The sequence below is a fragment of the Nocardioides sp. BP30 genome (genome assembly GCF_029873215.1).
In the GTDB taxonomy this organism is placed as follows: domain Bacteria; phylum Actinomycetota; class Actinomycetes; order Propionibacteriales; family Nocardioidaceae; genus Nocardioides.
The window spans coordinates 522,618-546,160 of sequence record NZ_CP123620.1; the positions used below are offsets into that span (position 1 = coordinate 522,618).

Annotated in this window: 18 protein-coding genes; 9 read left to right on the top strand and 9 right to left on the bottom strand. The window is 70.8% G+C overall.

The genetic code is table 11. The annotated features are described in order from the left end of the window. The first annotated feature begins 39 nt into the window (after positions 1-39). Complete coding sequence (locus P5P86_RS02385; protein ID WP_280609680.1) at positions 40-1,977, top strand: M3 family metallopeptidase; 1,938 nt, start codon at positions 40-42, stop codon at positions 1,975-1,977. Positions 1,978-2,035: 58 nt separating this feature from the next. Here P5P86_RS02385 and mctP read toward each other — a convergent pair whose 3' ends face one another. The 3 genes from mctP to P5P86_RS02400 all read right to left on the bottom strand — a co-directional run bounded on the left by mctP (position 2,036) and on the right by P5P86_RS02400 (position 4,695). Continuing rightward, positions 2,036-3,655, bottom strand: a complete 1,620-nt coding sequence (gene mctP / locus P5P86_RS02390) for a monocarboxylate uptake permease MctP (protein ID WP_280609681.1) — start codon at positions 3,653-3,655, stop codon at positions 2,036-2,038. Beyond that, complete coding sequence (locus P5P86_RS02395) at positions 3,652-3,918, bottom strand: DUF3311 domain-containing protein (RefSeq protein WP_280609682.1); 267 nt, start codon at positions 3,916-3,918, stop codon at positions 3,652-3,654. The genes mctP and P5P86_RS02395 overlap by 4 nt, the downstream gene beginning before the upstream one ends. A gap of 180 nt (positions 3,919-4,098) precedes the next feature. Then, positions 4,099-4,695, bottom strand: coding sequence for a YceI family protein (locus P5P86_RS02400; RefSeq protein WP_280609683.1), 597 nt, complete (start codon positions 4,693-4,695; stop codon positions 4,099-4,101). A gap of 625 nt (positions 4,696-5,320) precedes the next feature. On the opposite strand from P5P86_RS02400, the gene P5P86_RS02405 reads away from it, so the two are divergent. The 4 genes from P5P86_RS02405 to P5P86_RS02420 all read left to right on the top strand — a co-directional run bounded on the left by P5P86_RS02405 (position 5,321) and on the right by P5P86_RS02420 (position 11,690). Next, a complete protein-coding gene (locus tag P5P86_RS02405; RefSeq protein ID WP_280609684.1) occupies positions 5,321-7,138 on the top strand; it encodes a DEAD/DEAH box helicase in 1,818 nt (605 codons plus the stop codon). A 56-nt stretch (positions 7,139-7,194) separates the two neighbouring features. Continuing rightward, the gene (locus P5P86_RS02410) at positions 7,195-9,057 is read left to right on the top strand and encodes a penicillin-binding transpeptidase domain-containing protein (RefSeq protein WP_280609685.1); all 1,863 of its coding nucleotides are present in this window, start codon (positions 7,195-7,197) and stop codon (positions 9,055-9,057) included. A 166-nt stretch (positions 9,058-9,223) separates the two neighbouring features. Further along, positions 9,224-10,675, top strand: coding sequence for an NAD-dependent succinate-semialdehyde dehydrogenase (locus P5P86_RS02415; protein ID WP_280611309.1), 1,452 nt, complete (start codon positions 9,224-9,226; stop codon positions 10,673-10,675). Between the two features lie 10 nt (positions 10,676-10,685). Continuing rightward, on the top strand, positions 10,686-11,690 hold the full coding sequence (locus P5P86_RS02420; protein ID WP_280609686.1) for a DUF2332 domain-containing protein: 1,005 nt from the start codon (positions 10,686-10,688) through the stop codon (positions 11,688-11,690). A 27-nt stretch (positions 11,691-11,717) separates the two neighbouring features. Here the strand turns inward: P5P86_RS02420 and P5P86_RS02425 are convergent, their stop codons facing one another. Both P5P86_RS02425 and P5P86_RS02430 read right to left on the bottom strand, forming a co-directional pair. Further along, the gene (locus P5P86_RS02425) at positions 11,718-12,737 is read right to left on the bottom strand and encodes a helix-turn-helix transcriptional regulator (protein ID WP_280609687.1); all 1,020 of its coding nucleotides are present in this window, start codon (positions 12,735-12,737) and stop codon (positions 11,718-11,720) included. A gap of 88 nt (positions 12,738-12,825) precedes the next feature. After that, positions 12,826-13,461, bottom strand: coding sequence for a pirin family protein (locus P5P86_RS02430; protein ID WP_280609688.1), 636 nt, complete (start codon positions 13,459-13,461; stop codon positions 12,826-12,828). Positions 13,462-13,513: 52 nt separating this feature from the next. Between P5P86_RS02430 and P5P86_RS02435 the strand changes: the two genes are divergently transcribed. Continuing rightward, the gene (locus P5P86_RS02435) at positions 13,514-14,863 is read left to right on the top strand and encodes a glycoside hydrolase family 1 protein (protein WP_280609689.1); all 1,350 of its coding nucleotides are present in this window, start codon (positions 13,514-13,516) and stop codon (positions 14,861-14,863) included. A 53-nt stretch (positions 14,864-14,916) separates the two neighbouring features. Here P5P86_RS02435 and P5P86_RS02440 read toward each other — a convergent pair whose 3' ends face one another. Both P5P86_RS02440 and P5P86_RS02445 read right to left on the bottom strand, forming a co-directional pair. Then, the gene (locus P5P86_RS02440; RefSeq protein ID WP_280609690.1) at positions 14,917-15,330 is read right to left on the bottom strand and encodes an HIT family protein; all 414 of its coding nucleotides are present in this window, start codon (positions 15,328-15,330) and stop codon (positions 14,917-14,919) included. 31 nt (positions 15,331-15,361) lie between these two features. Next, positions 15,362-17,365 (bottom strand): NADPH-dependent 2,4-dienoyl-CoA reductase, encoded by a 2,004-nt coding sequence (locus tag P5P86_RS02445; protein ID WP_280609691.1) that lies wholly within the window; start codon positions 17,363-17,365, stop codon positions 15,362-15,364. Between the two features lie 112 nt (positions 17,366-17,477). On the opposite strand from P5P86_RS02445, the gene P5P86_RS02450 reads away from it, so the two are divergent. Genes P5P86_RS02450 through P5P86_RS02460 form a run of 3 tightly spaced genes read left to right on the top strand, consistent with a single transcriptional unit; the run spans position 17,478 to position 19,998 of the window. Next, positions 17,478-18,374, top strand: a complete 897-nt coding sequence (locus tag P5P86_RS02450; protein ID WP_280609692.1) for an ABC transporter substrate-binding protein — start codon at positions 17,478-17,480, stop codon at positions 18,372-18,374. Further along, positions 18,371-19,240, top strand: coding sequence for an amino acid ABC transporter permease (locus P5P86_RS02455; RefSeq protein ID WP_280609693.1), 870 nt, complete (start codon positions 18,371-18,373; stop codon positions 19,238-19,240). The genes P5P86_RS02450 and P5P86_RS02455 overlap by 4 nt, the downstream gene beginning before the upstream one ends. Further along, positions 19,237-19,998: an amino acid ABC transporter ATP-binding protein gene (locus P5P86_RS02460; RefSeq protein WP_280609694.1), complete on the top strand. Its 762-nt coding sequence runs from the start codon at positions 19,237-19,239 to the stop codon at positions 19,996-19,998. The genes P5P86_RS02455 and P5P86_RS02460 overlap by 4 nt, the downstream gene beginning before the upstream one ends. Before the next feature lie 88 nt (positions 19,999-20,086). Here the strand turns inward: P5P86_RS02460 and P5P86_RS02465 are convergent, their stop codons facing one another. Both P5P86_RS02465 and P5P86_RS02470 read right to left on the bottom strand, forming a co-directional pair. After that, positions 20,087-22,264 carry a 3-hydroxyacyl-CoA dehydrogenase NAD-binding domain-containing protein gene (locus P5P86_RS02465; RefSeq protein WP_280609695.1) on the bottom strand — a complete coding sequence of 726 codons (2,178 nt, stop codon included), beginning with the start codon at positions 22,262-22,264 and terminating at the stop codon, positions 20,087-20,089. Positions 22,265-22,290: 26 nt separating this feature from the next. Next, positions 22,291-23,502, bottom strand: a complete 1,212-nt coding sequence (locus P5P86_RS02470) for an acetyl-CoA C-acetyltransferase (protein ID WP_280609696.1) — start codon at positions 23,500-23,502, stop codon at positions 22,291-22,293. Positions 23,503-23,543 lie beyond the last annotated feature (41 nt).

Below are 23,543 nucleotides of genomic sequence, written 5' to 3' on the forward strand. Positions count from 1 at the left end.
CGGAATCGCTGGGAGCGGCGAGCGTGGCAGGGTGGCACCATGACCGCGTCGATCTCGCCGACCCCGCCCGAGCCTCTCGTCCTGCCCGATGCCGGCTCCGCCGAGTCCTGGCTGCGCGAGCGCTCGGGATCGGCGCTCGCCCGGGTCGAGGAGCTGGCCGGTGAGCTGCGCACCGCACCGCCCGGTGGCGCGCTGGAGACGTTGCGGGTCTGGGACGAGGTGACCCTGGCGCTCCGCGGCACCTCCGGCATGGCCAGCCTGCTGGCCAACGTGCACCCGGTGGAGGCTGTGCGGACCGAGGCCGAGGCGACGGAGATGGCAGCCCAGCGGCTGTCGACCGCGCTGGCGCAGGACGGCGAGCTCTACGCGGCCTTCGCCGCCCTCGACGCGACCGGCCTGGACCCCCTCGCGCAGCGCTTCCTCGCCAAGATCCTGCTCGACTTCCGGCGGGCCGGCGTGGACCGCGACGATGCGACCCGGGCGCGCCTTCAGCAGATCGACGAGCGGCTGCTGGAGCTGGACCAGGAGTTCTCCCGCATCGCGCGCGACGATGTCCGCACCGTGCGGGTCGCCCCCGAACGACTCGGCGGCCTGCCGGCGGACTTCCTCGAGTCGCACCCCGTCGAGAACGACGGCCTGGTCACGATCACCACCGACTACCCCGATGCGCTGCCGGTGTTCGACTACGCCCGGGACGCCCGGCTGCGCACCGACCTGCGCCGGGCCTACCTCAACCGCGGCTACCCGGCGGCCGATCCGGTGCTGCACGAGATGTTCGACCTGCGGCACGAGTACGCCACCACTCTCGGCTACCCCGACTGGGCCTCCTACGACGCCGAGGTGAAGATGATCGGCTCCGGCGAGGCGATCCCGGCCTTCGTCGACAGGATCGCGGAGGCGGCCCGGGAGCCCGGTGAGCGCGACCTGGCGATCCTGCTCGAGCGCTACCGCCGCGACGTGCCCGACGCCGATCGGGTCGCCCTCGCCGACGCCAGCTACTACCGCAACCTGGTCTTCGCCGAGCTCTTCGACCTCGACACCCAGCTGGTCCGCACCTACTTCGACTTCGCCAAGGTGCGCGCCGGGCTGCTGGCGGTGACCGGGCGGCTGTTCGGCGTCCGGTACGACGAGGTCGACGTCCCGGTGTGGCACGAGGACGTGGCGTCGTACGACGTGGTGCGGCTGGCCGACGGCGCACGGCTGGGTCGCATCCACCTGGACCTGCACCCCCGCGAGGGCAAGTACAAGCACGCGGCGCAGTTCGATCTCGCGCCCGGCGTGGCCGGGAAGTCGGTCGCCGAGGGCGTGCTGGTGTGCAACTTCAGCCGCCACCTGATGGAGCACGACCATGTCGTCACGCTGTTCCACGAGTTCGGCCATCTGGTGCACCACGTGCTCGGCGGGCAGGGCGCGTGGGCCCGGTTCTCGGGCGTGGCCACGGAGTGGGACTTCGTCGAGGCGCCCTCGCAGATGCTGGAGGAGTGGGCGTGGGATCCCGCCGTGCTGGCGAGCTTCGCGACCGACGACGCAGGGGACCCGATCCCGGCCGAGCTGGTCGCCAAGATGCGGGCCGCCGAGGAGTTCGGCAAGGGCTACCTGACCCAGACCCAGACGATGTACGCGGCACTCTCCTACTGGTTCCACCAGGAGCGGCCCGCCGACCTGACCGCGCGGATGATCGAGCTGATGGAGCGCTACGGGCCGTTCCCCTACCTGGAGGACACGCACTTCTACGCGTCCTTCGGCCACCTGGGCGGCTACTCCTCGGCGTACTACACCTACCAGTGGTCGCTGGTCATCGCGAAGGACCTCTTCGGTGCCTTCGACCCCGCTGACCTCTTCGCCACCGAGGTCGCCGGCCGCTACCGCGACCGGGTGCTCGCACCCGGGGGATCGAAGGACGCCGCCGACCTGGTCGAGGACTTCCTCGGGCGACCGTTCACCTTCGACGCCTATGCCGACTGGCTGGCCCGCTGACCCGAGCCCCGCGTCGTGCGTCCCAGCGAGGCCTCGGCGCCTCGCTGGGACGCACGACTCAGGTCAGCGGGTTGAGCTCCGGCTCGACGTCCGCGTCGCCCAGGTCGGCCACGTAGTCGCTCGCGACCGTGCGGTCCTCGCCATCGGGCACGCGCAGCGCGCGGAGCACCACCGTGGCCAGCACGGCCACGATCACGTTGATCACGAACGCGGTCAGTGCGATGTAGACCCCGGTGTCGGTGAACGGGAAGTTGGCGACCGAGCCGCCGAAGTGCCGCTGCGTCGGCGAGGCCGTGCGGTAGGCGGTGACGGTGCCGTAGACCATCGCGACGGCCCACGCGAGCAGCAGCGCCCAACGGTGGAACCACCGGGTGTAGAGGCCCGCGACGATCGCCGGGAACGTCTGCAGGATCCACACCCCGCCGAGCAGCTGCAGGTTGATCGCGAAGCTCTTGTCCATGGCCAGCACGAACAGCAGCGCGCCGAACTTGACCACCAGCGAGACCAGCTTGGCGATCCTCGCCTCCTCGGTCGGCGTCGCGGCGGGCTTGAGGTAGGCCTTGTAGATGTTGCGGGTGAACAGGTTCGCCGCCGCGATCGACATGATCGCCGCCGGCACCAGCGCCCCGATCACGATCGCGGCGTACGCGACCCCCGTGAACCACGCCGGGAACTGGTTCTCGAACAGCTGCGGGATCGACTGCTGCGGGTTGTCCACCTTCACGCCCGCCGCGATCGCGACGAACCCGAGCAGCGCGAGCAGCCCCAGCAGGAACGAGTACGCCGGCAGCAGCGACGCGTTGCGCCGGATCACGCTGCGACTGCGGGTGGAGAGCACCCCTGTCACCGAGTGCGGGTACATGAACAGCGCCAGCGCCGAGCCGAGGGCGAGCGAGGCGTAGGCCCAGTGGCCGGTCGGCCCGGGCATGATCGCCTTGGGTGAGGCCTTCTTGGCGGCGATCGCGTCGGCGTTCTGGCTGTTGAAGTCGCCGAACCCCTTCTGGACCACGTCGAAGATGTGGCCCCAGCCGCCGACCTGGTGGGGGATGTAGATGACGGCCACGATGATCACGATGTAGATCAAGGTGTCCTTCACGAAGGCGATCAGCGCTGGTGCGCGGAGCCCCGCGGAGTAGGTGTAGGCCGCCAGGATGATGAAGGCGACGAACAGCGGCAGGTCCTTGACGAACCAGTTGTCACTGCTGCTCTGCAGCCCCATCACCTGCAGGACCACCTGCATGCCGACCAGCTGCAGCGCGATGTAGGGCATGGTCGCGACGATGCCGGTGACGGCGACGGCCAGCCCCAGCCCCTTCGATCCGTAGCGGCCCTCGACGAAGTCGGCCGGCGTCACGAACCCGTGCCGGTGCGACACCGACCACAGCCGTGGCAGGAAGGCGAAGACCAGCGGATAGATGATCACCGTGTAGGGGACGGCGAAGAACCCGGTCGCGCTGCCGGCGTACAGCGTCGCCGGTACCGCGATGAAGGTGTAGGCGGTGTAGATGTCGCCGCCGATGAGGAACCATGCGATGAAGGTGCCGAAGCCGCGCCCGCCCAGGCCCCACTCGTCCAGGCTGTCGAGCTTGCTCACCCGGCGCCAGCGCGCGGCGGCGAAGCCGAGCACGGTGACGACCAGGAACAGGAACAGGAAGACCCCGAAGGCGACGCCGTTCACCGCGGCTCACCCGTCCCCTCGCCCGACGCCGCGCGGCCGGCGGTCGCGCGGTCGCGCCGGAACGCCTCGCGGGCCAGGACGTAGGCGAGGGTGGTGCACACCGCCGCGAACGGCACCAGCAGGAACTGGAACCAGAAGTAGAAGGGGAAGCCCCACAGGGTGGGGTCGGTCCGGGTGTACGCCGGGACCAGCAGCGGGGGGACCGCCGCGAGCAGCAGCAGGACGCCCACGGCCACCCACAGGGCCGTGCTACGAGACGACATGGCTCACCTCCGAGTCAGAGCGATGACACCGGTGACCGTAGTCACACTCATCCGCTCTGTCACCCGTCGCGGAGCCCAGCATGCGCCGGGCGGCCGGTGTGATGCGGCCGCCGGGCCGGGAGATGCGAACGGGCGCGGATCCCCGGAGGGATCCGCGCCCGTCAGCGCGAAGCGTCTGCCTCAGGCGGTCTTGATCGCCGAGACGTCGAACTCGAGCTTGATCTTCTCCGAGACCAGCACGCCGCCGGTCTCCAGCGCCGCGTTGAAGTTCAGGCCCCAGTCGGAGCGGTTGATGGTCGTCGCACCCTCGAAGCCGACACGGGTGTTGCCGAACGGGTCCTTGGCCGAGCCGGTGAGCTCGAAGGGGATCGTCACCGAGTGGGTGACGCCCTTGATGGTCAAGTCGCCCGTGACCTCCCAGGTCTCGCCGTCGTAGGAGACGGAGGTGGAGGTGAAGGTGATCTTCGGGTGGGCGTCGTTCTCGAAGAAGTCGCCGGAGAGCAGGTGGCCGTCACGGTCCTTGTTCCCGGTGTCGACCGACGCGGCGTCGATCGTGAGGGAGACGGTGGAGTTGGCCGGGTTCGCGGTGTCGACGTGGGCCGTACCCTCGAACTGGGTGAAGGCGCCGCGTACGGTGGTCACCATCGCGTGCCGGGCGCTGAAGCCCAGCCGGGTGTGCGCGGTGTCGAGGGTGTAGTCGCCGCTGATGTCCTCGACGGCCGAGGTCGGCGCGTCGAACGTCTCGGTGGCCGCAGCCTTCTTGCTGAAGATGCCCATGATGTCTCCCTGAAGCTGTAGTTGAATCCTTGACTACTGTAGCGGAAGGGTGGGCGATTTCATTCCCGATCCAAGGGAAAACTTTCGTGAATGCGTCAGGGCCGCGACTCCACGGAGTCGCGGCCCTGACGGTGGGTCGCGCCGGTGCGGGGGTCACCGGCGATCGCGGGCCTGCGCCCGGTCGATGCGGGACGATCAGGCGGCGTGCGGCGCGTGTGCGTGCACGGGAGCGTCGGTCGTCCAGACCGCCTCCAGGTGCGTACGACCGTCTGCGCCCACGACCGGGATCCAGTGAAGCGTGAGCTGCTTCGACACCTTAGATTCCTTCATGAGACACCTCCTGTTCACCGTCTGTTCACCAACCATAGCGCTCCTCCACCCAAATGGCCAGCGTTGGGCGCATTTCGCCGCATCTCCTCCACTCAGCAGCGGGAAACGCCGCCCGCCCGGGCATCCGCGCTCCACCGCCACCGGTCAGGCGGTGCGATTCCGTCCTCCGCCACCGCTGAAGACAGGGACACGGGTGCGCGTATAGCAGGTCAGCGGCCGGTGGCGAACGGGTTGTGACAGGGCGCACCGCGCCGACGAATGACCGAACCTCGCGCGAAGGTTCTACCGTGGTGGGGTGAGCAACACCGACGAGACCACCGCGCCCGCGCCTACCTTCGCCGAGCTCGGCCTCGCCGACGCCGTCCTCGACGCGGTCACCAACGCCGGATACGAGAACCCCTCGGCCATCCAGGCCGCCACCATCCCGCCGCTGCTGGCCGGGCGCGACGTCGTCGGCCTGGCCCAGACCGGCACCGGCAAGACCGCGGCGTTCGCGCTGCCGATCCTGTCCAACCTCGATCTCGCCGACACCTCGGCGCCGCAGGCGCTGGTGCTGGCCCCCACGCGCGAGCTGGCGCTGCAGGTCTGCGAGGCGTTCGAGCGCTACGCCTCCGCCATGCCCGGCATCCGGGTGCTGCCGATCTACGGCGGTCAGGGCTACGGCCCGCAGCTCTCCGCGCTGCGTCGCGGCGTACACGTCGTCGTCGGCACCCCCGGCCGGATCATGGACCACCTCGACAAGGGCACGCTCGACCTGTCCAAGCTGCGCTTCCTCGTCCTCGACGAGGCCGACGAGATGCTCAACATGGGCTTCGCCGAGGACGTCGAGACGATCCTGGCCGACACCCCGGAGACCAAGCAGGTCGCGCTCTTCTCCGCGACGATGCCGGCCCAGATCCGCCGGCTCTCCAAGCGCTACCTCAACGACCCGGAGGAGATCCAGGTCAAGTCGGCGACCAAGACGAACGCCAACATCACCCAGCGCTACCTGATGGTGTCCTACCCGCAGAAGGTGGACGCGTTGACCCGGATCCTCGAGGTGGAGAACTTCGAGGCGATGATCGTCTTCACCCGCACCAAGACCGAGACCGACTCCCTCGCCGAGAAGCTGCGGGCCCGGGGGTTCAGTGCCGCCGCGATCAACGGCGACGTCGCGCAGAACGTACGCGAGAAGACCGTCAACCAGCTCAAGGACGGCACCCTCGACATCCTGGTCGCCACCGACGTGGCAGCCCGTGGCCTCGACGTGGAGCGCATCTCCCACGTCGTCAACTACGACCTGCCCACCGACCTCGAGGCCTACGTCCACCGCATCGGCCGCACCGGTCGCGCCGGCCGCAAGGGCGACGCGATCTCCTTCGTCACCCCGCGCGAGCGCTACCTGCTCAAGGCGATCGAGAAGCACACCAAGGCCACGCCGGCCGAGATGCGGCTGCCGAGCGTCGACGAGGTGAACGCCACCCGCCTGTCCCGCTTCGACGACGCCATCACCGCAGCACTCCAGGAGCAGCCCAAGGTCGAGTTCTTCCGCGACGTGGTCAAGCACTACGTGGAGGAGTTCAACGTCCCCGAGGTCGATGTCGCCGCGGCGCTGGCAGTGGTCCTCCAGGGTGACGAGCCGCTGCTGCTCGAGGACATCCCGGAGCCGCCGCGCCGGCAGCGCGAGGACCGGGGTGATCGCGGCGACAGGGGCGACCGCGGTCCGCGGGAGAGCGGTCGTTCCCGCCAGACCGGGCAGCCGCTCGCGACGTACCGGATCAACGTCGGCAAGCGACACCGCGTCGAGCCGCGCCAGATCGTCGGTGCGATCGCCAACGAGGGCGGCCTGCGACGCGGCGACTTCGGCAACATCAGCATCCGACCCGACTTCTCGCTGGTCGAGCTGCCCGCCGACCTCGCGCCGGAGACCTACGCAGCGCTGGAGAACACCCGGATCAGCGGCAAGCTGATCGAGCTGCGCCTCGACGAGGGCGGCTCGGGCCGTACCTTCGGCGGCGCACGCGGACCGCGGCGCGAGTACGGCGACCGCTCGCGGGGCGGCCGCTCCTTCGACCGCGACGGTTCCGACGGCGACTCGGGTGCTCCGCGCAAGAAGCCGCGGCACAAGAGCTGACCCGCCCGGCGCGCTCACGGCTGCGGACGTCGGGGAGCCCTGGTAGAAACCTGGGCATGAGACGCGCACTTCTCGGGTCCGTCCTCGTCCTGGCGCTCACCGGGTGCGGAGGCGGCGGTGGGACGCCGAAGCCGAACGAACCCGATCGCGCCAGCAACGTCGCCGTCCTCGCCGGTGCTCTGAGCGGCAGCTTCCGCTTCGATCAGGTCCGCTTCGCCGCCGGAAGCTCGGCGACCACCGCCGCCGCCGACTACCGGCGCATCGTCGCCGGCATGGGCGGTGTCAAGCCACGGGTCAGGGCTGCCGGCACATCCCTGCGATGGAGTTGGCCCCTGCGCGGCGGCACCTGGACCTACACGACGACGGTGTCGGCTAGGGGTGCGGACGGCCCGATCAGCTGGAGCCCGACAGCCGTCAGCGCGACTCTCACCGATCCGAAGGCTGTGCTCCGGGCGGCGAGCGTGGAGCCCGAACGCGGCGACATCCTCGGCGCGGGCGGCCAGGCACTGGTGACCAGCCGTCCGGTGGTCGTCTTCGGCATCGACATGGCCCAGGTCGCCAAGCGGGCCAGGGCGGTGCGCTCGGCGAGGCAGCTGGCCCGGCGTCTGGGCATCGACCCGGAGGCCTACGCCAAGCTCGTGCAGGCGGCGGGTGCGAAGCAGTTCGTCGAGGCGATCACCTACCGGGCAGGACAGGCCCCGCTGCGCGCCGGCCAGGTCGCGGCGATCCCGGGTGCGCGCGTGGTGCACACCAACGCGGCGCTGGCGCCGACGAAGTCCTTCGCCGCCCCGATCCTCGGCACGGTCGGGCCGGTCACCGCCGACATGGTCAAGAAGGATCCAGCGACCTACCGCGCCGGTGACGTGGCCGGTCTGAGCGGACTGGAGGCGCGCTACGACGACCAGCTGCGCGGTACGCCGGGCACGGTGGTGGACCGGGTCGCCGGCGATGGCACCGTGACCCAGGTCTTCGACGCCCAGCCGGTGGACGGCAAGCCGCTGACGACCACGCTCGACCTGAAGCTGCAGAACCTGGCCGAGAAGCTGCTCGCGGGCGTGAAGCCGGCCAGCGCCCTGGTCGCGCTGCGCCCGAGCACCGGCGAGATCCTGGCCGCTGCCAACGGTCCCGGCAACGGCGGCCTCAACCTGGCGACCTACGGCCGGATGCCGCCCGGATCGACGTTCAAGACCGTCGACTCACTCGCCTTCCTCCGAGCCGGCCTGACCCCGAGCTCGACGGTGCCCTGCACCGACTCGATCACGGTGGACGGCAAGAGGTTCACCAACGACTCGGACTACCCGGCCGGCGCCACCGGGCGGGTTCCGCTGTCCACAGCGATCGCCAACTCGTGCAACACCGCTGTCATCAGTCAGCGTGCCAAGGTCTCCGACGACGCGCTCGCCTCCGCGGCGGCCTCGCTGGGCTTCGGTGTGGACCACGACACCGGCTTCCCCGCCTACTTCGGCCAGGTCCCGGCTGCCGCGAGCGAGACCGAGAAGGCGGCCGACATGATCGGGCAGGGCAAGGTCCTCGCATCGCCGATGGTGATGGCCAGCGTCATCGGCGCGATCCAGTCCGGAGCCTCGACGGTGCCGCGGCTCATCGCCGGTACGACGCTCAAGCCGGGTGGCACACCGCTGACCGCCGCCGAGGACGACCAGCTCAAGGAGATCTTCCGGGCCGTCGTCACCCGGGGCACCGGTCTGGGGCTGGCCGACGTCCCGGGCAAGCCGGTCATCGCCAAGACGGGCACCGCCGAGTTCGACCGGGACGGCAAGCGCCTCACCCACGCCTGGATGATCGCCGCCCAGGGCGACCTTGCGGTGGCCGTCTACGTCGACGAGGGAGTCACCGGCGCGCAGACCGCCGGGCCCGTCGTGGAGGGGTTCCTGCGCGGCGCGGCGAAGCAGGTCCGTTGAGCAGCGAGGGCCGAAATGGGGGAGGCCCCCCGCTGCATGGGGTCAGTGAGGGGCCCGATCGAAATGCGGAGTGCTCCCTCCTCACATCGACCAGGACATGATGCATCGCGGTGCGGCCCCCTGTCGAATAGCTGGATCGGGGTGCGACTCTTGAGCCATGAGTGGAATGGATCTGGTCGGGCCCGAGCAGCGCGGATTGTTCATCGGCGGGACGTGGCGGGAGGCCGAGGGCGGCGAGGACTTCGCCGTACTCGATCCCGCTGACGGCTCCGTGCTGACGCGGGTCGCCGATGCGTCGGTGAACGACGCGGTCGAGGCGCTGGACGCCGCTGTCGCGGCGCAGGACGAGTGGGCGCGGAGCGCCCCGCGCACCCGCGGCGAGATCCTTCGCGGAGCCTTCGAGCTGATCAACGAGCGCGCCGACGACTTCGCGGAGCTGATGAGCCTGGAGATGGGCAAGACGGTCGCGGAGGCGAGGGGCGAGGTCTCCTACGGCAACGAGTTCTTCCGGTGGTTCTCCGAGGAGGCGGTGCGCATCCATGGCCGCTGGATGCAGGCCCCGGCCGGCGGCAGCCGGTTGCTGACGGTGAAGAAGCCTGTCGGCCCGTGCTTCTTCATCACGCCGTGGAACTTCCCGCTGGCGATGGGCACCCGCAAGATCGGCCCCGCGATCGCCGCCGGCTGCACGATGGTCATCAAGCCGGCCGAGCTGACGCCGCTGACCATGCTCGCGCTCGCCCGGACGTTGACCGAGGCCGGCCTGCCCGAGGGCGTCCTGAACGTGATCCCTTCCACGCGCGCCGCCGACATCAGCAAGGCGCTGATGGAGGACGACCGGCTGCGCAAGGTCTCCTTCACCGGCTCGACACCGGTCGGGAAGGTGCTGGTGCGGCAGTCGGCCGACCAGCTGCAGCGGATGTCGATGGAGCTCGGCGGCAACGCGCCGTTCCTGGTCTTCGAGGACGCCGACCTCGACGCGGCGGTCGAGGGCGCGATGGTGGCCAAGATGCGCAACATGGGTGAGGCGTGCACCGCCGCCAACCGGTTCCTGGTCCACCAGGACGTCGCGCGTGAGTTCGCCCAGAAGCTGGCGGACCGGATGAGCGGCCTCACCGTGGGCCGGGGTCAGGACGACGGCGTCGACGTCGGCCCGCTGATCGAGGAGAAGGCGGTGGAGTCGGTGCACCAGCTGGTCACGGACGCGGTGCACGACGGCGCCACCCTGGTCACCGGCGGCAACTCGCCGGAGGGGCCCGGCTTCTTCTACCAGCCGACAGTGCTGGTCGACGTGCACCCCGAGTCGGAGATCAACACCCACGAGATCTTCGGTCCGGTGGCTCCGATCACCACCTTCGCCGACGAGGAGGAGGCGATCCGGCGGGCGAACGCGACCGAGTACGGCCTCGCCTCCTACGCCTACACCCGCGACCTGGCCCGAACCATCCGCCTGGCCGAGTCGCTGGCCTACGGCATGGTCGGGATCAACACCGGCCTGATCTCCAACCCGGCCGCGCCCTTCGGCGGGGTGAAGCAGTCCGGCTTCGGGCGCGAGGGCGGGTTCGAGGGCATCGAGGAATACCTCGAGACCACCTACGTCGCACTGCCCGCGGACCACTAGCCCGCCGGCCATGGAGCCCTATGCCGACGTGATCGACGCCTACGCGGCGTTCGCCCGGGAGGTCGGTGCGGACTCGGCGACCTTCCGGTCCTGGGCCGAGGCGGTCGTCGAGGACCCCGAGGTGGTGGCCTGGATCGGCAGCCTCCCCGGGATCAAGCAGCAGCCCAACCTCGTCTTCGCCGCCGCCCGGTGGCACGGCGTCCCGGCTCCCGGTCCCTACCGGAACCTGCGCGAGGCGCTGCTCGCCGACGGAGCCGCCGGCCCGATCCGGGCGACCATCCTGGCGCGGGCCACCCAGACCAACGAGGTCGGCCGGTTGGCGACCCTGGTGCCGGCCTTCGCCCGGATCGCCGCCGAGCAGGAGCAGCCGGGCCGGCCACTCGCGCTGCTGGAGGCCGGCGCCTCGGCGGGGCTGTGCCTCTACCCCGACCGGTGGGGCTACGCATGGCAGACCGACACCGGCGAGGTGCTGCTCGGCGCGGAGCCGCGACTCTCCTGCCGGGTCAAAGGTACGGCGCCGCTGCCCGCCGAGCTCCCTTCGATCGGCTGGCGCGGCGGCATCGACCTGCACCCGCTCGCCGTGACGGACGCTGACCAGATGGGCTGGTTGGAGCAGCTGGTGTGGCCCGAGCACGACGACCGGCGTACGCGCCTTCGCCAGGCCGTGGGCGTCGCGAGGGACGACCCGCCGCGGCTCGTCGCCGGTGACCTGATCGCGGAGCTGCCGAGGATGGTGCGGGAGGCCTCGGGGCACGGCACCGTCGTGGTCTTCCACAGCGCGGTGATCGCCTACCTCGAGCCGGCCGAGCGTGAGCGCTTCGACCGGTTGATGCGCGGACTGGTCGCCGAGGGCGCCTGCCATTGGGTCAGCAACGAGAGCAAGACGGTGCTGCCCGGCGTGACGGCCTCCGGACCCGAGATCCCGGCGGCGAAGCCGACCTTCGTGCTGGGCATCGACGGCCGGGCGGTGGCGCACACGCACGGCCATGGCCGCTCGATGCACTGGTTCGGCTGATCGCTCCCGGCGCGGATCGGCGGCCGGTCAGTCGGCGTCGGGCAGCTGGGGGCCGAGCAGCGTGACCAGCGCCTCCCGAGAGGGGATGCCGAGCTTGCGGTAGACCCGCGACAGGTGCCACTCCACGCCCTTGATGCTGACGCCGAGCTCGGCCGCCACCTGCCGGTTGGTCAGGCCGCTCGCGGCGAGCCGGACCACGCGCTGCTCGGCGGGTGTGAGGACGTCGAGGGTCCGGCCGGCGAGCGGCCGGGCCGCCTCGCCGACCCTGGCCAGCAGCGCGACCACCCGGGCGTGCAGCGGCCACAGTCCCTCCTCGCCGGCATAGCTCTCGGCCTCGCGCAGCATCGGCACGATCTCCGGCCCGGGCGTCCCGGGGGAGAGGATGGTGAGCGCGGCGATGTCGCTGTCGAGCTGGACGGCCAGACGGCGGCTGCCCGAGACACCGGCGAGCTGGCGAGCACGGCGCAGCATGCCGAGCGGGTCGCGGCAGGTGTCGGCGGTGGCCAGGGCGCGCAGGCCGTGCGCGAGGGTGAAGGGGTCGCGCGACTCCTCGGCGCGCGCGACGTGCTCCCGGGCGAGCTCGGCGCCCTCGCGCCGGCGACCGGTCCGCACCAGGGCCGGCACGGCGCCGACCCACCACGGTCGGACCAGGACCTCCTCGGCACCCGGCATCGCACCCGCCGCCAGGAAGTGGTCGCGAGCGTCCGCATGGTCGCCGTACGCAGCGGCCGCCTCACCGCTGGCGAGCTCGGCGGCGAGCGCCTCCACCTCGCCGGTCAGAGCGGTCAGAGGACCGAGGTGGCCGGTCGCGGCGGCGACCTCCCCGGCGGCCAGATCGAGCTCGACCTGGAGGAGCATGGCGAGCGCGAGCTGCGGCGAGGTCAGCGTCGCAGCCGACTCGGCGCGCTGCAGCGCGTGCAGCTCCTCGACGGCAAGCCGGATCCGGCCGGTGCGGACGAGGGCCCAGGCTGCGGCGACCGGTCCGGCGAACGTCGGCGGCGTCGCGTCCGGCGGGAGCGCCGCCGTGGGCCTCGTCGGGTCGGTCATCGACACAGTCTTCACCCTGGCATGCCGGCCCCGGCGCAGGGGCCGGTTTGAGGTAAAACAACGGGCGGGCCGCAGCGGTGCTCGATCCTCACCGGAAGCGCCAGACCAGCAGCTCGGTGGGCACCGCTGCGGTGATGTCGACGGGGGTCTGGGCGTCCTCGCCGTCGATCACGAACGCATCGCCCGCGGAGAGCGGCTCGGCGAGCGAGGAGCGCAGGAGCGCCCCGGTGGCGACGTACAGGTGGCGCAGGTCCGCGGGTGGGACGGTGATGCTCTCGCCGGCGGCCAGCCGGGCGACCGAGAACGTGGCGCCGGCGTCGGGACGCAGCACGTCGCAGAGCCGGCCGGGCTCGATGGCCACCTCCGTGGAGGAGTACGCCGGGGTCCGCCCGGGCCCCTGCGGCGCCAGCCACACCTGCACGAACCGGGTCTGCGGAGCGGCGGCGACCTCGCTGTGCGACACGCCCGTGCCCGCGGTGAGGTGTCCGACGGCGCCCGGCGTCAGGGTGACGGCGGAGCCGAGCGTGTCCTCGTGGGTGACGGCGCCGCTCAGGACCCAGGTGACGATCTCGAGCTCGTCGTGGCGGTGGGTCGCGAAGCCCTGGCCGCGACCCAGGAGGTGCTCGTCGTGGCACACGATCGGGCCCCACCGCAGTCGATCCGGGTCGTAGTGCTCGCCGAAGGACAGCGCGTGCCAGGTGGCTCGTGCGGCAACACGCTCCAAGAATCGGGAGTTTCCTCGGCGGATCGCGACCGTCACAGGGAAGATTGTGCCCGTGGTTGCACCTCAGCTCCCAGTGGGCTTCCGGTTCGGGACCGTCGCGGCGGCCTATCAGGTCGAGGGCGCTGTCGCCGAGGACGGACGCGGCCCGAACATCTGGGACGCCTTCGCCCGTCGGCCCGGCGTCATCGCCGACGGCAGCGACGCGACGGTGGCGTGCGACAGCTACCGCCGCTATGGCGAGGACATCGCCCTGCTGCGCCGGCTCGGTGTCGGCGCGCACCGCTTCTCCTTCCCCTGGTCGCGGTTCCAACCGAGCGGACGCGGACCGCTGAACCCTCAGGCCGTCGAGCACTACGACCGCTATCTCGACGCCCTGCTCGACGCCGGTATCTCGCCGATGGCGACGCTGTACTACCACGACCTCCCGCAGGCGCTGGAGGACGACGGCGGGTGGCTCAACCGCGCCACCATCGACGCGTTCGCGACGTACGCCGAGCTCCTCGGGCAGCGGTTCGCTGACAGGGTCGCCTCGTGGGTGCCGATCCAGGCACCCGGCACAGCCGCCTACCAGGGCTACGGCACCGGGCGGTGGGCACCCGGTCGCGAGCTGATCTTCGGTGCCGCCGCCGCGGCACACAGCCTGCTGGTCGCCCACGGACGGGCGGTGATCGCGCTGCGCTCCGCGGGAGCACACGACGTCGGCTGCGCGAACAGCCACGCGCCGATGTGGCCGGCCTCGGAGGACCCCGCCGACATCGGTGCCACCAAGCTGCTCGACAGCCTGTGGAACGGCCTGTTCCTGGAGTCGATGCTGCTGGGCCGTTACCCGATCGACCTGCAGCCGCTGGCCGAGGAGATCGTCGAGGACGGCGACCTGGCCACGATCCGACAGCCGCTCGACTTCTACGGGGTGAACTACTCCCATCCCTGGCGGGTCGCGGCCAGCCCGGAGGACGGTGACGGCGACGTGCCCTTCGAGGTCACACCGCTGCTGGGCTACCCCCTGACGGACAGGGGCTGGCCGGTCGTACCCTCCGCGCTGCGGGAATGGCTGATCCTGACCCGGGCGCGGTTCCGGGCCGCGCTACCGCCGTTCGTCATCACCGAGAACGGCGCCTCCTACGGCATCGGTCCCGACCAGCACGGCGTGGTGGACGACCAGCCGCGGATCGACTACCTCGACGGCCACCTGGAGGCGGTCGCGCAGGCCTGCCGTCGGGGCGTCGACATCCGGGGCTACTTCGTCGGGCACCTGCTCGACGGCTGGGACTGGGACGAGGGCTTCCGCCAGCGCTACGGGCTGGTCCACGTCGATCACGCGAGCGGCACCCGGACGCCCAAGCGCTCCTTCGAGTGGTACGCGGGTGTGATCGCAGCGCAGGAGCAGCACCTGCTGGGGTAGTCCGGGGCGTATCTCAGCCCGATCGGACGACGACCCCTGATCTGCGCCCCGGACTACCCCAACGTGAGCCTGGCCCCCATCGCCCGGATGGCGTCGGGATCGCCGGGCTCGGGCACCCACGGCAGCTGCAGCCGGTCACGCGACTTGTCGGCGTAGCGCGGGATGACGTGCAGGTGGAAGTGGAAGACCGTCTGCCAGGCGTGCTCGCCGCGGTTGTTGAGCAGGTTCACCCCGTCGGCGCCCAGCACCTCGGTGACCCGGCGGGCGAGCCGCTGGCCGGTCAGTGCCACCGCTGTCAGGTCCTCGGCGTCGATCTCCAAGATGTCGCGCGAGTGCCGCTTGGGCACCACGATCAGATGACCCTCGGAGGCGGGGGAGATGTCCATGAAGGCGTAGGTCAGCTCGTCCTCGTAGACCCTTGTCGAGGGGATGTCGCCGGCCACGATCGCGCAGAAGAGGCAGTCCACGCGACCGAGACTATCGACAGACCCCGCCTGCTCAGAGCGCCGCGGCGACGCGGGTGCCCTGCTCGATCGCCCGCTTCGCGTCCAACTCCGCCGCCACGTCGGCCCCGCCGATCAGGTGCCAGCCGGCGCTCTCCCGCCACAGGTCGCGGACCGACTCCTGGCCCGCGCACAGCACCACGGTGTCGACGCTCAGCGTCCGCGACTCGCCGTCCACCTGGTAGCGCAGCACCAGGTCGCCGTCCTCGCCGGCCTCGATCCCCTCGTACGCCGCACCGCTCACCATCCGCACCGCCTCCTGCTTGAGCCGCGCGCGGTGCGCCCAGCCGGAGGTCTTGCCCAGCCCGATGCCGATCGGCGTCGTCTTGCGCTGCAGCAGTGTGACCTGTCGGGCCGGGGTCAGCGGCTCCGGCTCCATCAGGCCGCCGCGGTGGTACGCCGGGTCACCCACGCCCCAGTGCGCCATCCACTCGTCGAGGGTCTCCGGCTCGTGGGTGAGCCACGTGGACACGTCGACGCCGATCCCGCCGGCGCCGATCACCGCCACCCGCCGTCCCGGCTCGACCCGGCCCGAGAGCACGTCGGCGTACGACACGACGCCGGGCAGGTCGATCCCGTCGAGGACGGGGAGGCGGGGTGTCACGCCGGTGGCGACGACGACCTCGTCGTAGTGCTCCAGGTCGGCGTGGGTGGCCTCGGTCTTGAGCCGTACGTCGACGCCGAGCACCTCCAGCCGGCGGCCGAAGTAGCGCAGCGTGTCGGTGAAGTCCTCCTTGCCGGGGACCGCCATCGCGAGCCGGAACTGGCCGCCGATCGCCTCGCCCTTCTCGAACAGCGTCACGTCCAGCCCGCGCTCGGCCGCCGACACCGCGGCGGCCAGGCCGGCCGGACCGGCGCCCACGACCGCCACCCGCTTGCGGGTCCGGGTCGGGGTGAGCACCAGCGTGGTCTCGCGGCAGGCCCGCGGGTTGACCAGGCAGGAGGCGGCCTTGTTGCTGAAGGCGTGGTCGAGGCAGGCCTGGTTGCAGGCGATGCAGGTGTTGATCTCGTCCGCGCGATCCTCGGCCGCCTTCGCCACGAACTCGGGGTCGGCGAGCAGCGGACGCGCCATCGAGACCAGGTCCGCCTTCCCCTCGGCGATCGCCGCGTCGGCCAGCTCGGGGGTGTTGATCCGGTTGGAGGCGCAGACCGGTACGTCGACCTCCGCGCGCAACCGCGCGGTGAAGTCGAGCCACGCGCCGCGGGGGACCTGGGTGATGATGGTCGGCACCCGGGCCTCGTGCCAGCCGATCCCGGTGTTGAGCACGCTGACGCCGGCGTCCTGGAGCGCGTAGGCGAGATCCATCGTCTCGTCCCACGTCTGGCCGCCCTCGACCAGATCGATGAGGGAGAGCCGGAACATGATCGGGAAGTCGGCGCCCACCAGCTCCCGGGCGCGAGCCACGATCTCGACGGGGAAGCGCTGCCGGTTGCTCGCCGTACCTCCCCAGCGGTCGGTGCGCTGGTTGGTCCGCTCGGCGAGGAACTGGTTGATCAGGTAGCCCTCGGAGCCCATGATCTCGACCGCGTCGTAGCCGGCCTTGCGGGCCAGCGCGATGCTGCGGGCGAAGTCGTCGATGGTGCTCTCGACGGCCCTGGCGGAGAGGGCGTGCGGCTTGAACGGGTTGATCGGTGCCTTGACGGCGCTGGCCGAGACCGACCAGGGCACGTAGGCGTAGCGGCCGGCGTGCAGCACCTGCAGGGCGATGGCGCCGCCCTCGGCGTGCACCGCCTCGGTCACCTCGCGGTGTCGGGCGGCGTGCAGCCGTGAGCTCATCTCGGCGGCGAGCGGCTTGAGCCAGCCGCGCTTGTTGGGGGCGTAGCCGCCGGTGACGATCAGGCCGACGCCGCCGCGGGCGCGCGCGGCGAAGTAGGCGGCGAGCCTGGGGATGTCACGCACGTGGTCCTCCAGACCGGTGTGCATCGAGCCCATCACGACGCGGTTGCGCAGGGAGAGGTCGCCGATCGTGATCGGAGCGAGGAGGTGGTCGTACGGCATGAGCAGAGGTTACTTGCTGGTAACCGGATCGGCGAGGGTGGCTGCACCGCGCCTGGGCCCGGAATGAGAAGCGGATGGGTAGAGAAACCTGCTCGCGCCGTACGATGCGGCCATGCGTCTGCGTTCCTCCGCCGCCCTCGTCGCCGTCGTGTTGACCGCCGCGAGCCTCGCCGCCTGCTCCGCCAAGAACGACTCGGCCACCGACGCGGGTGGCTCCGCGTCCACCGGCTCCGCGTCCACCGGCTCGGCCTCCAGCGCGAGCGCCGCCTCCTGCGCGCCGGCCGACCTGCACCTGTACAGCCCGGGCAAGCTGACGGTGGCCACCGACTCGCCGGCGTACGCGCCGTGGTTCAAGAAGGACGACCCGAGCAACGGCCAGGGCTTCGAGTCGGCGGTCGCCTACGCGGTGGCCAAGCAGCTGGGCTTCAGCGCCGACCAGGTGACCTGGACCAAGCAGGCGTTCAACACCTCCTACACGCCGGGCGCGAAGAAGTTCGACTTCGACATCAACCAGATCTCGATCACGCCCGAGCGCGCGAAGGTCGCCACCTTCTCCGACGGCTACTACACCGCCGACCAGGCCGTCATCACGCTGGACAAGAACAAGGACAAGGCCTCCAGCCTGGCCGGGCTCAAGAGCCTCAAGCTCGGCGCCGAGACCGCGACCACCAGCCTGACCGCCATCCGCGACGACGTGCAGCCGAGCAGCCAGCCGCTGGTCTTCGACACCGACGACCAGGCCAAGCAGGCCCTGCTGCACGGCCAGATCGACGGGCTGGTCACCGACCTGCCCAGCGCCGACTACATCTCCAGCGAGATCAAGGGCAGCACTGTCGCCGGCCGGTTCTCCAACAGCGAGCCGGAGGAGTTCGGCCTGCTCTTCGCCAAGGGCAACCCGCTGGTCACCTGCGTCGACCAGGCGCTCGCCACGCTGAAGAGCAACGGCACCCTCGACCAGCTCCAGCAGCAGTGGCTCGCCAACATGGAGAGCGTGCCGGTCCTGAAGTGAGCACCGAGGCAGTCGCCGACGCGGACCGGGGCTGGACCCCGAGCCCGCACCAGCTCCAGCGGGCGCGCATCGCGGCGAGCATGCGCCGACGGCGGGCGGTGCTCGCCACCGTGGTCACCATCGTCGTCCTGGGCGCGGTCCTGGCGGTCTTCCTGACCTCGCCGGGCTGGCCGGCGTTCCGCGACTACTTCCTGTCCTGGTCCGACTTCAAAGGCGCTTTCCCGTCGGTGAGCCGCGGCTTCTGGTTCAACATCCGGGTCTTCCTGGTCGCCGAGCCGTGCGTGCTGGTCTTCGCCTCCCTCGTTGCCGTCTGCCGGCAATCGCGCTCGCCGTGGCTCGCGCCCTTGCGGCTGGTCTCGGTGGTCTACACCGACCTCTTCCGCGGGATCCCCTCGATCGTCGTCGTCGTGATCATCGGGGTCGGCACGCCCGCGCTCCAGCTCAACGGCGTGCCCACGTCGCTGTTCTGGCTGGGCACGATCTCCCTGATCCTGTGCTACGGCGCCTACGTCGCCGAGGTGCTGCGCGCGGGCATCCTGGCGGTGCACCCGACGCAGTGGTCCTCGGCCGAGGCGCTCGGTCTGTCCCGGACCCAGGCGATGTGGAGGGTGATCTTCCCCCAGGCCGTCCGCCGGTCGGTGCCGCCGCTGATGAACGACCTCGTCTCGCTGCAGAAGGACACAGCGCTGCTCTCCACGCTGGGCGTCTGGGAGGCTCTGCGAGCAGCCAGCGACTGGCAGGGCTACCACTTCAACGGCACGTCGCTGCTGGTGACGGCGCTGTACTTCCTCGTCATCGCTGTGCCGCTGACCCGGCTCACCGACTGGCTGATGCTGCGCCAGATCCGACGGGAGCAGGGTCGATGAGCCAGCCGCCGGCCCCGATCCTCCGGGTCGACAACCTGCGCAAGACCTACCCCTCGGCAGGGTCGGGAGCCGAGCGTGTCGTCCTGCACGACATCTCGCTCTCGGTCGCTGCACACGACGTGGTCTGCCTGATCGGGGCGTCCGGCTCCGGCAAGTCCACGCTGCTGCGCTGCCTCAACCTCCTGGAGGAGATCCAGGACGGCGTGATCACCTTCGACGGCACCGAGATCTCCGATCCGCGGGTCGACCCCAGGACCGTACGCCGCGACATCGGCATGGTGTTCCAGGCCTACAACCTGTTCCCGCACCTGACCGTGCTGGACAACTGCACGCTCGCCCAGTCGCTGGTGCACCAGGTGCCGAAGGCCGAGGCCCGGTCGCGGGCGCTGGAGCTGCTGGAGCGGTTCGGTCTGGGCGACAAGGCTGCGGCGTATCCCGACGCGCTCTCCGGCGGCCAGCAGCAGCGGGTGGCGCTTGTGCGCGCGCTGTGCACCCGGCCGCGGCTGCTGCTCCTGGACGAGATCACGGCCGCGCTCGATCCCGAGCTGGTCGGCGAGGTGCTGGAGATCGTCCGGGCCGAGGCGGAGGCGGGGATGACGATGATCCTGGCGACCCACGAGATGGCGTTCGCCCGCGAGATCGCCACCACCGTGTGCTTCCTGGACCAGGGTCGCATCCTCGAGCAGGGGCCGCCGGACCGGATCTTCGGTGCCCCGCGCGAGGAACGCACCCGTCAGTTCCTCGCGCGCGTCCTCTGACGGTCCCCCACGACGCCGCTGGCCCCGTGGGACGGATCCCACGGGGCCAGTTGTGACGTCTCGACCTCCCGAAGGTGACGTCTCGGCGTCAGGCGGGGAAGGTCTCGCCGTTCTTCGCCATGTCGCGCAGGTACTGCGTGGGGCGCAGCTGCTCACCGTAGGTGTCCGCCAGCTCGTCGGCGCGCCGCAGGAACGCCTCGATGCCGATCGAACCGTCGGCGGCCTCGTAGCCGGTGATGAACTGCGCGGCGCCGCCGGTGGCCGGCGGGAAGCCGATCCCGAAGATCGAGCCGATGTTGGCGTGCGCGGCCGAGGTGACCACGCCCTCCTCGAACGTCCTGGCCGTCTCGATCGCCTCGCGGAACAGGATGCGGTCCTTCATGTCCTGGAGCGGGTACTGCTTCTCCGCGACCGGGAACAGCTCCGAGAGGCCGGTCCACAGGGAGCCGCGCTTCCCGTCGGTGTACTCGTAGAAGCCGGCCCCCTTGAGCTTGCTCGGCCGGCCCGCCTCGATCATCCGGCCGCAGACCTGCTCGGTGACGGTCGGCTCGGTCACGCCGGCGGCGTCGCGGGTGGTCTTGGCGATCTTGACCATGAGCTCCATGTTGAGCTCGTCGGCGATCTGCAGCGGCCCGACGGGGTAGCCGGCCTGCGTGGTCGCCCGCTCGATGGAGTAGGGGTGCTGGCCCTCCAGCAGCAGCGCCAGGCCCTCCTCGATCTGGGTGCCGATCACGCGCGAGGTGTAGAAGCCGCGGGAGTCGTGGGCGATCATCGGGGTCTTCTTGATCGCCAGGGTGACGTCGTACGCCTTGGCCAGCGCCTCGTCGGAGGTCTCAGCGCCGCGGATGATCTCGACCAGCGGCATCTTGTCCACGGGGGAGAAGAAGTGCAGACCGATGAAGCGACCGGCGGCGTCGGTGCCCTCGATGCCCTTGGCGAGCTCGGTGATGGGCAGCGTCGAGGTGTTCGAGCACAGCAGCGCGTCGTCGGCGAGGAACGGGATGACCTCGTTGAACACCTTCTGCTTGAGCGCGACGTCCTCGAAGACCGCCTCCACCACGATGTCGGCGCCCCGGGCGTCGGCCGGGTCGATGGTCGCAGTGATCCGGCCGAGGATCTCGTCGGCCTTCTCCTGGCTGAGCTTGCCGCGCGAGACGGCCTTCTCGTTCAGGCCGGCGGTGTAGGCCCTGCCCTTCTCGGCCGCCTCGATGGCGACGTCCTTGAGGACGACCTCGACGCCGGCGCGCGCCAGTACGTAGGCGATGCCCGCGCCCATCATCCCGGCGCCGAGGACGACCGCCTTGGTGGGCTGGTACTTCTCGACGCCGCTGGGACGCAGCGCGCCGGAGTTGATCGAGCCCAGGTCGAAGAAGAACGCCTGGATCATGTTCTTGGCCTGCTGGCCGGTGACCAGCGAGACGAAGTAGCGCGACTCGATCCGGGAGGCGGTGTCGAAGTCGACCTGGGCGCCTTCGACGGCAGCCGAGAGGATCGCCTTGGGTGCACGCATGTCGCTCTGCTTGAGCTGCTTGCGCAGGATCGGGGCGAGAGCCGGCAGGAACGCGGCGAGTGACGGCGAGGTGGGGCTGCCGCCGGGCAGCTTGAAGCCCGGCTTGTCCCACGGCTGGGCGGCCTCGTCGGGGTTGGCCTTGATCCAGGCCTTGGCGGCCGGGATCAGCTCGTCCTGGGTCGCGACGAGCTCGTCCACCAGCCCCTTGGCCTGGGCCGCGGCCGGCTTGAACCGGGTGCCGGTACCGAGGATCTCGGTGAGCGCGGTGATGATGCCGAACATCCGCACCGTGCGGGTGACGCCACCGCCACCGGGCAGCAGCCCGAGAGTGACCTCGGGCAGGCCGATCTCGTAGCGCCCGTCGACGGCGATGCGGTGGTTGCTCGCCAGGGCGATCTCCAGGCCGCCACCGAGGGCGGCGCCGTTGATCGCGGCGACGACCGGCTTCGGGAAGGTCTCCAGCCTGCGCAGCGTGGCCTTGATGCCCTCGACCTCGGCGAAGATCTCGGCCGCGTGCTCGGGGCCGGCCGACATCATGTTCTTCAGGTCGCCGCCGGCGAAGAACGTCTTCTTGGCCGAGGCGATCACCACGCCGGTGACCTTGTCCTGGTCCTCGTAGAGCCGCTCGACGGCAGCCTTCATCGAGCTCGCGTAGAGCTCGTTCATCGTGTTGGCGCTCTGGTGGGGGTCGTCCAGCGTCAGCGTGACGATGCCCTCGGCGTCGATGTCGTACTGGACGGCGTTCTGGTCAGTCATGTCTCTTGGTATGCCTATCCGTGATGTCAGACGAGCTCGACGATGGTCGCGATGCCCATGCCGCCGCCGACGCAGAGCGTGGCGAGACCGCGGCGCAGGCCGCGGCGCTGGAGCTCGTCGACGAGCGTGCCGAGGATGATCGCGCCGGTCGCGCCGAGCGGGTGGCCCATGGCGATCGCGCCGCCGTTGACGTTGGTGATGTCGTGGCTGATGCCCATGTCGCGCATGAACCGCATCGCGACGGCGGCGAACGCCTCGTTGATCTCCCACAGGTCGATGTCGTCCGGCGTCAGGCCGGCGCGCTTGAGGGCCTTGCGGGCCGCCGGCGCGGGGCCGGTCAGCATGATCGTCGGGTCGGCGCCCGAGACGGCTGCGGAGATGATCCTGGCGCGCGGGGTCAGGCCGAGCTCGCGGCCGACCTCCTCGCTGCCGATCAGCATCAGTGCGGAGCCGTCCACGATGCCGGAGCTGTTGCCGGCGTGGTGGACGTGGTCGATCTTCTCCAGCCAGTGGTACTTCGACAGCGCCACGTCGTCGAAGCCGGCCTCCTGGCCGTGCTGCAGGAAGCTGGGCTTGAGGCCCGAGAGGCTCTCGACGGTAGTGCCGGGACGGACCAGCTCGTCGCGGTCGAGCACGAGCTGACCGTTGAGGTCGGCGACCGGGATGACGGCGTCCTTGAAGTAGCCGGCCTCCCACGCTGCGGCCGCACGCGCGTGCGACTCGGCGGCGTAGGCGTCGACGTCGGTGCGGTTCCAGCCCTCGACCGTCGCGATCAGGTCGGCGCCGATGCCCTGCGGGACGAAGTCGGTGGCCAGCGCGGTGGCCGGGTCCATCGCCCAGGCGCCACCGTCGGAGCCCATCGCCACCCGGCTCATGGACTCGACACCGCCCGCGAGGATGAGGTCCTCGAAGCCGCCGCGCACGCGCGACGCGGCCTGGTTGACGGCCTCGAGGCCCGAGGCGCAGAAGCGGTTGAGCTGGACGCCGGCGGTCGTCTCGGGCAGGCCCGCCCGCAGCGCGGCGGCCTTGGCGATGTCACCGCCCTGGTCGCCGATCGGGCTGACGACGCCGAGGACGACGTCGTCGATGCGCTCGACATCGAGCGAGGGGTTGCGCTTGCGCAACTCGTCGATCAGTCCCACCACCAGGTCGATGGGCTTGACCTCGTGCAGGGCGCCGGTCTTCTTGCCGCGACCACGCGGCGTCCGCAGGTGGTCGTAGATGAATGCTTCTGCCATGGGACGATTCTGACACCTTTACTGTCAGCGTCAACCGGCGG

What these genes read in the sequence shown, in the direction of transcription:
- P5P86_RS02465 (WP_280609695.1), bottom strand. Translation starts at nt 22,264, where the DNA reads ATGACTGACCAGAACGCCGTCCAGTACGACATCGACGCCGAGGGCATC.
- P5P86_RS02410 (WP_280609685.1), top strand. Translation starts at nt 7,195, where the DNA reads ATGAGACGCGCACTTCTCGGGTCCGTCCTCGTCCTGGCGCTCACCGGG.
- P5P86_RS02420 (WP_280609686.1), top strand. Translation starts at nt 10,686, where the DNA reads ATGGAGCCCTATGCCGACGTGATCGACGCCTACGCGGCGTTCGCCCGG.
- P5P86_RS02450 (WP_280609692.1), top strand. Translation starts at nt 17,478, where the DNA reads ATGCGTCTGCGTTCCTCCGCCGCCCTCGTCGCCGTCGTGTTGACCGCC.
- P5P86_RS02425 (WP_280609687.1), bottom strand. Translation starts at nt 12,737, where the DNA reads ATGACCGACCCGACGAGGCCCACGGCGGCGCTCCCGCCGGACGCGACG.
- P5P86_RS02460 (WP_280609694.1), top strand. Translation starts at nt 19,237, where the DNA reads ATGAGCCAGCCGCCGGCCCCGATCCTCCGGGTCGACAACCTGCGCAAG.
- P5P86_RS02385 (WP_280609680.1), top strand. Translation starts at nt 40, where the DNA reads ATGACCGCGTCGATCTCGCCGACCCCGCCCGAGCCTCTCGTCCTGCCC.
- P5P86_RS02445 (WP_280609691.1), bottom strand. Translation starts at nt 17,365, where the DNA reads ATGCCGTACGACCACCTCCTCGCTCCGATCACGATCGGCGACCTCTCC.
- P5P86_RS02470 (WP_280609696.1), bottom strand. Translation starts at nt 23,502, where the DNA reads ATGGCAGAAGCATTCATCTACGACCACCTGCGGACGCCGCGTGGTCGC.
- P5P86_RS02415 (WP_280611309.1), top strand. Translation starts at nt 9,224, where the DNA reads ATGGATCTGGTCGGGCCCGAGCAGCGCGGATTGTTCATCGGCGGGACG.
- P5P86_RS02395 (WP_280609682.1), bottom strand. Translation starts at nt 3,918, where the DNA reads ATGTCGTCTCGTAGCACGGCCCTGTGGGTGGCCGTGGGCGTCCTGCTG.
- P5P86_RS02400 (WP_280609683.1), bottom strand. Translation starts at nt 4,695, where the DNA reads ATGGGCATCTTCAGCAAGAAGGCTGCGGCCACCGAGACGTTCGACGCG.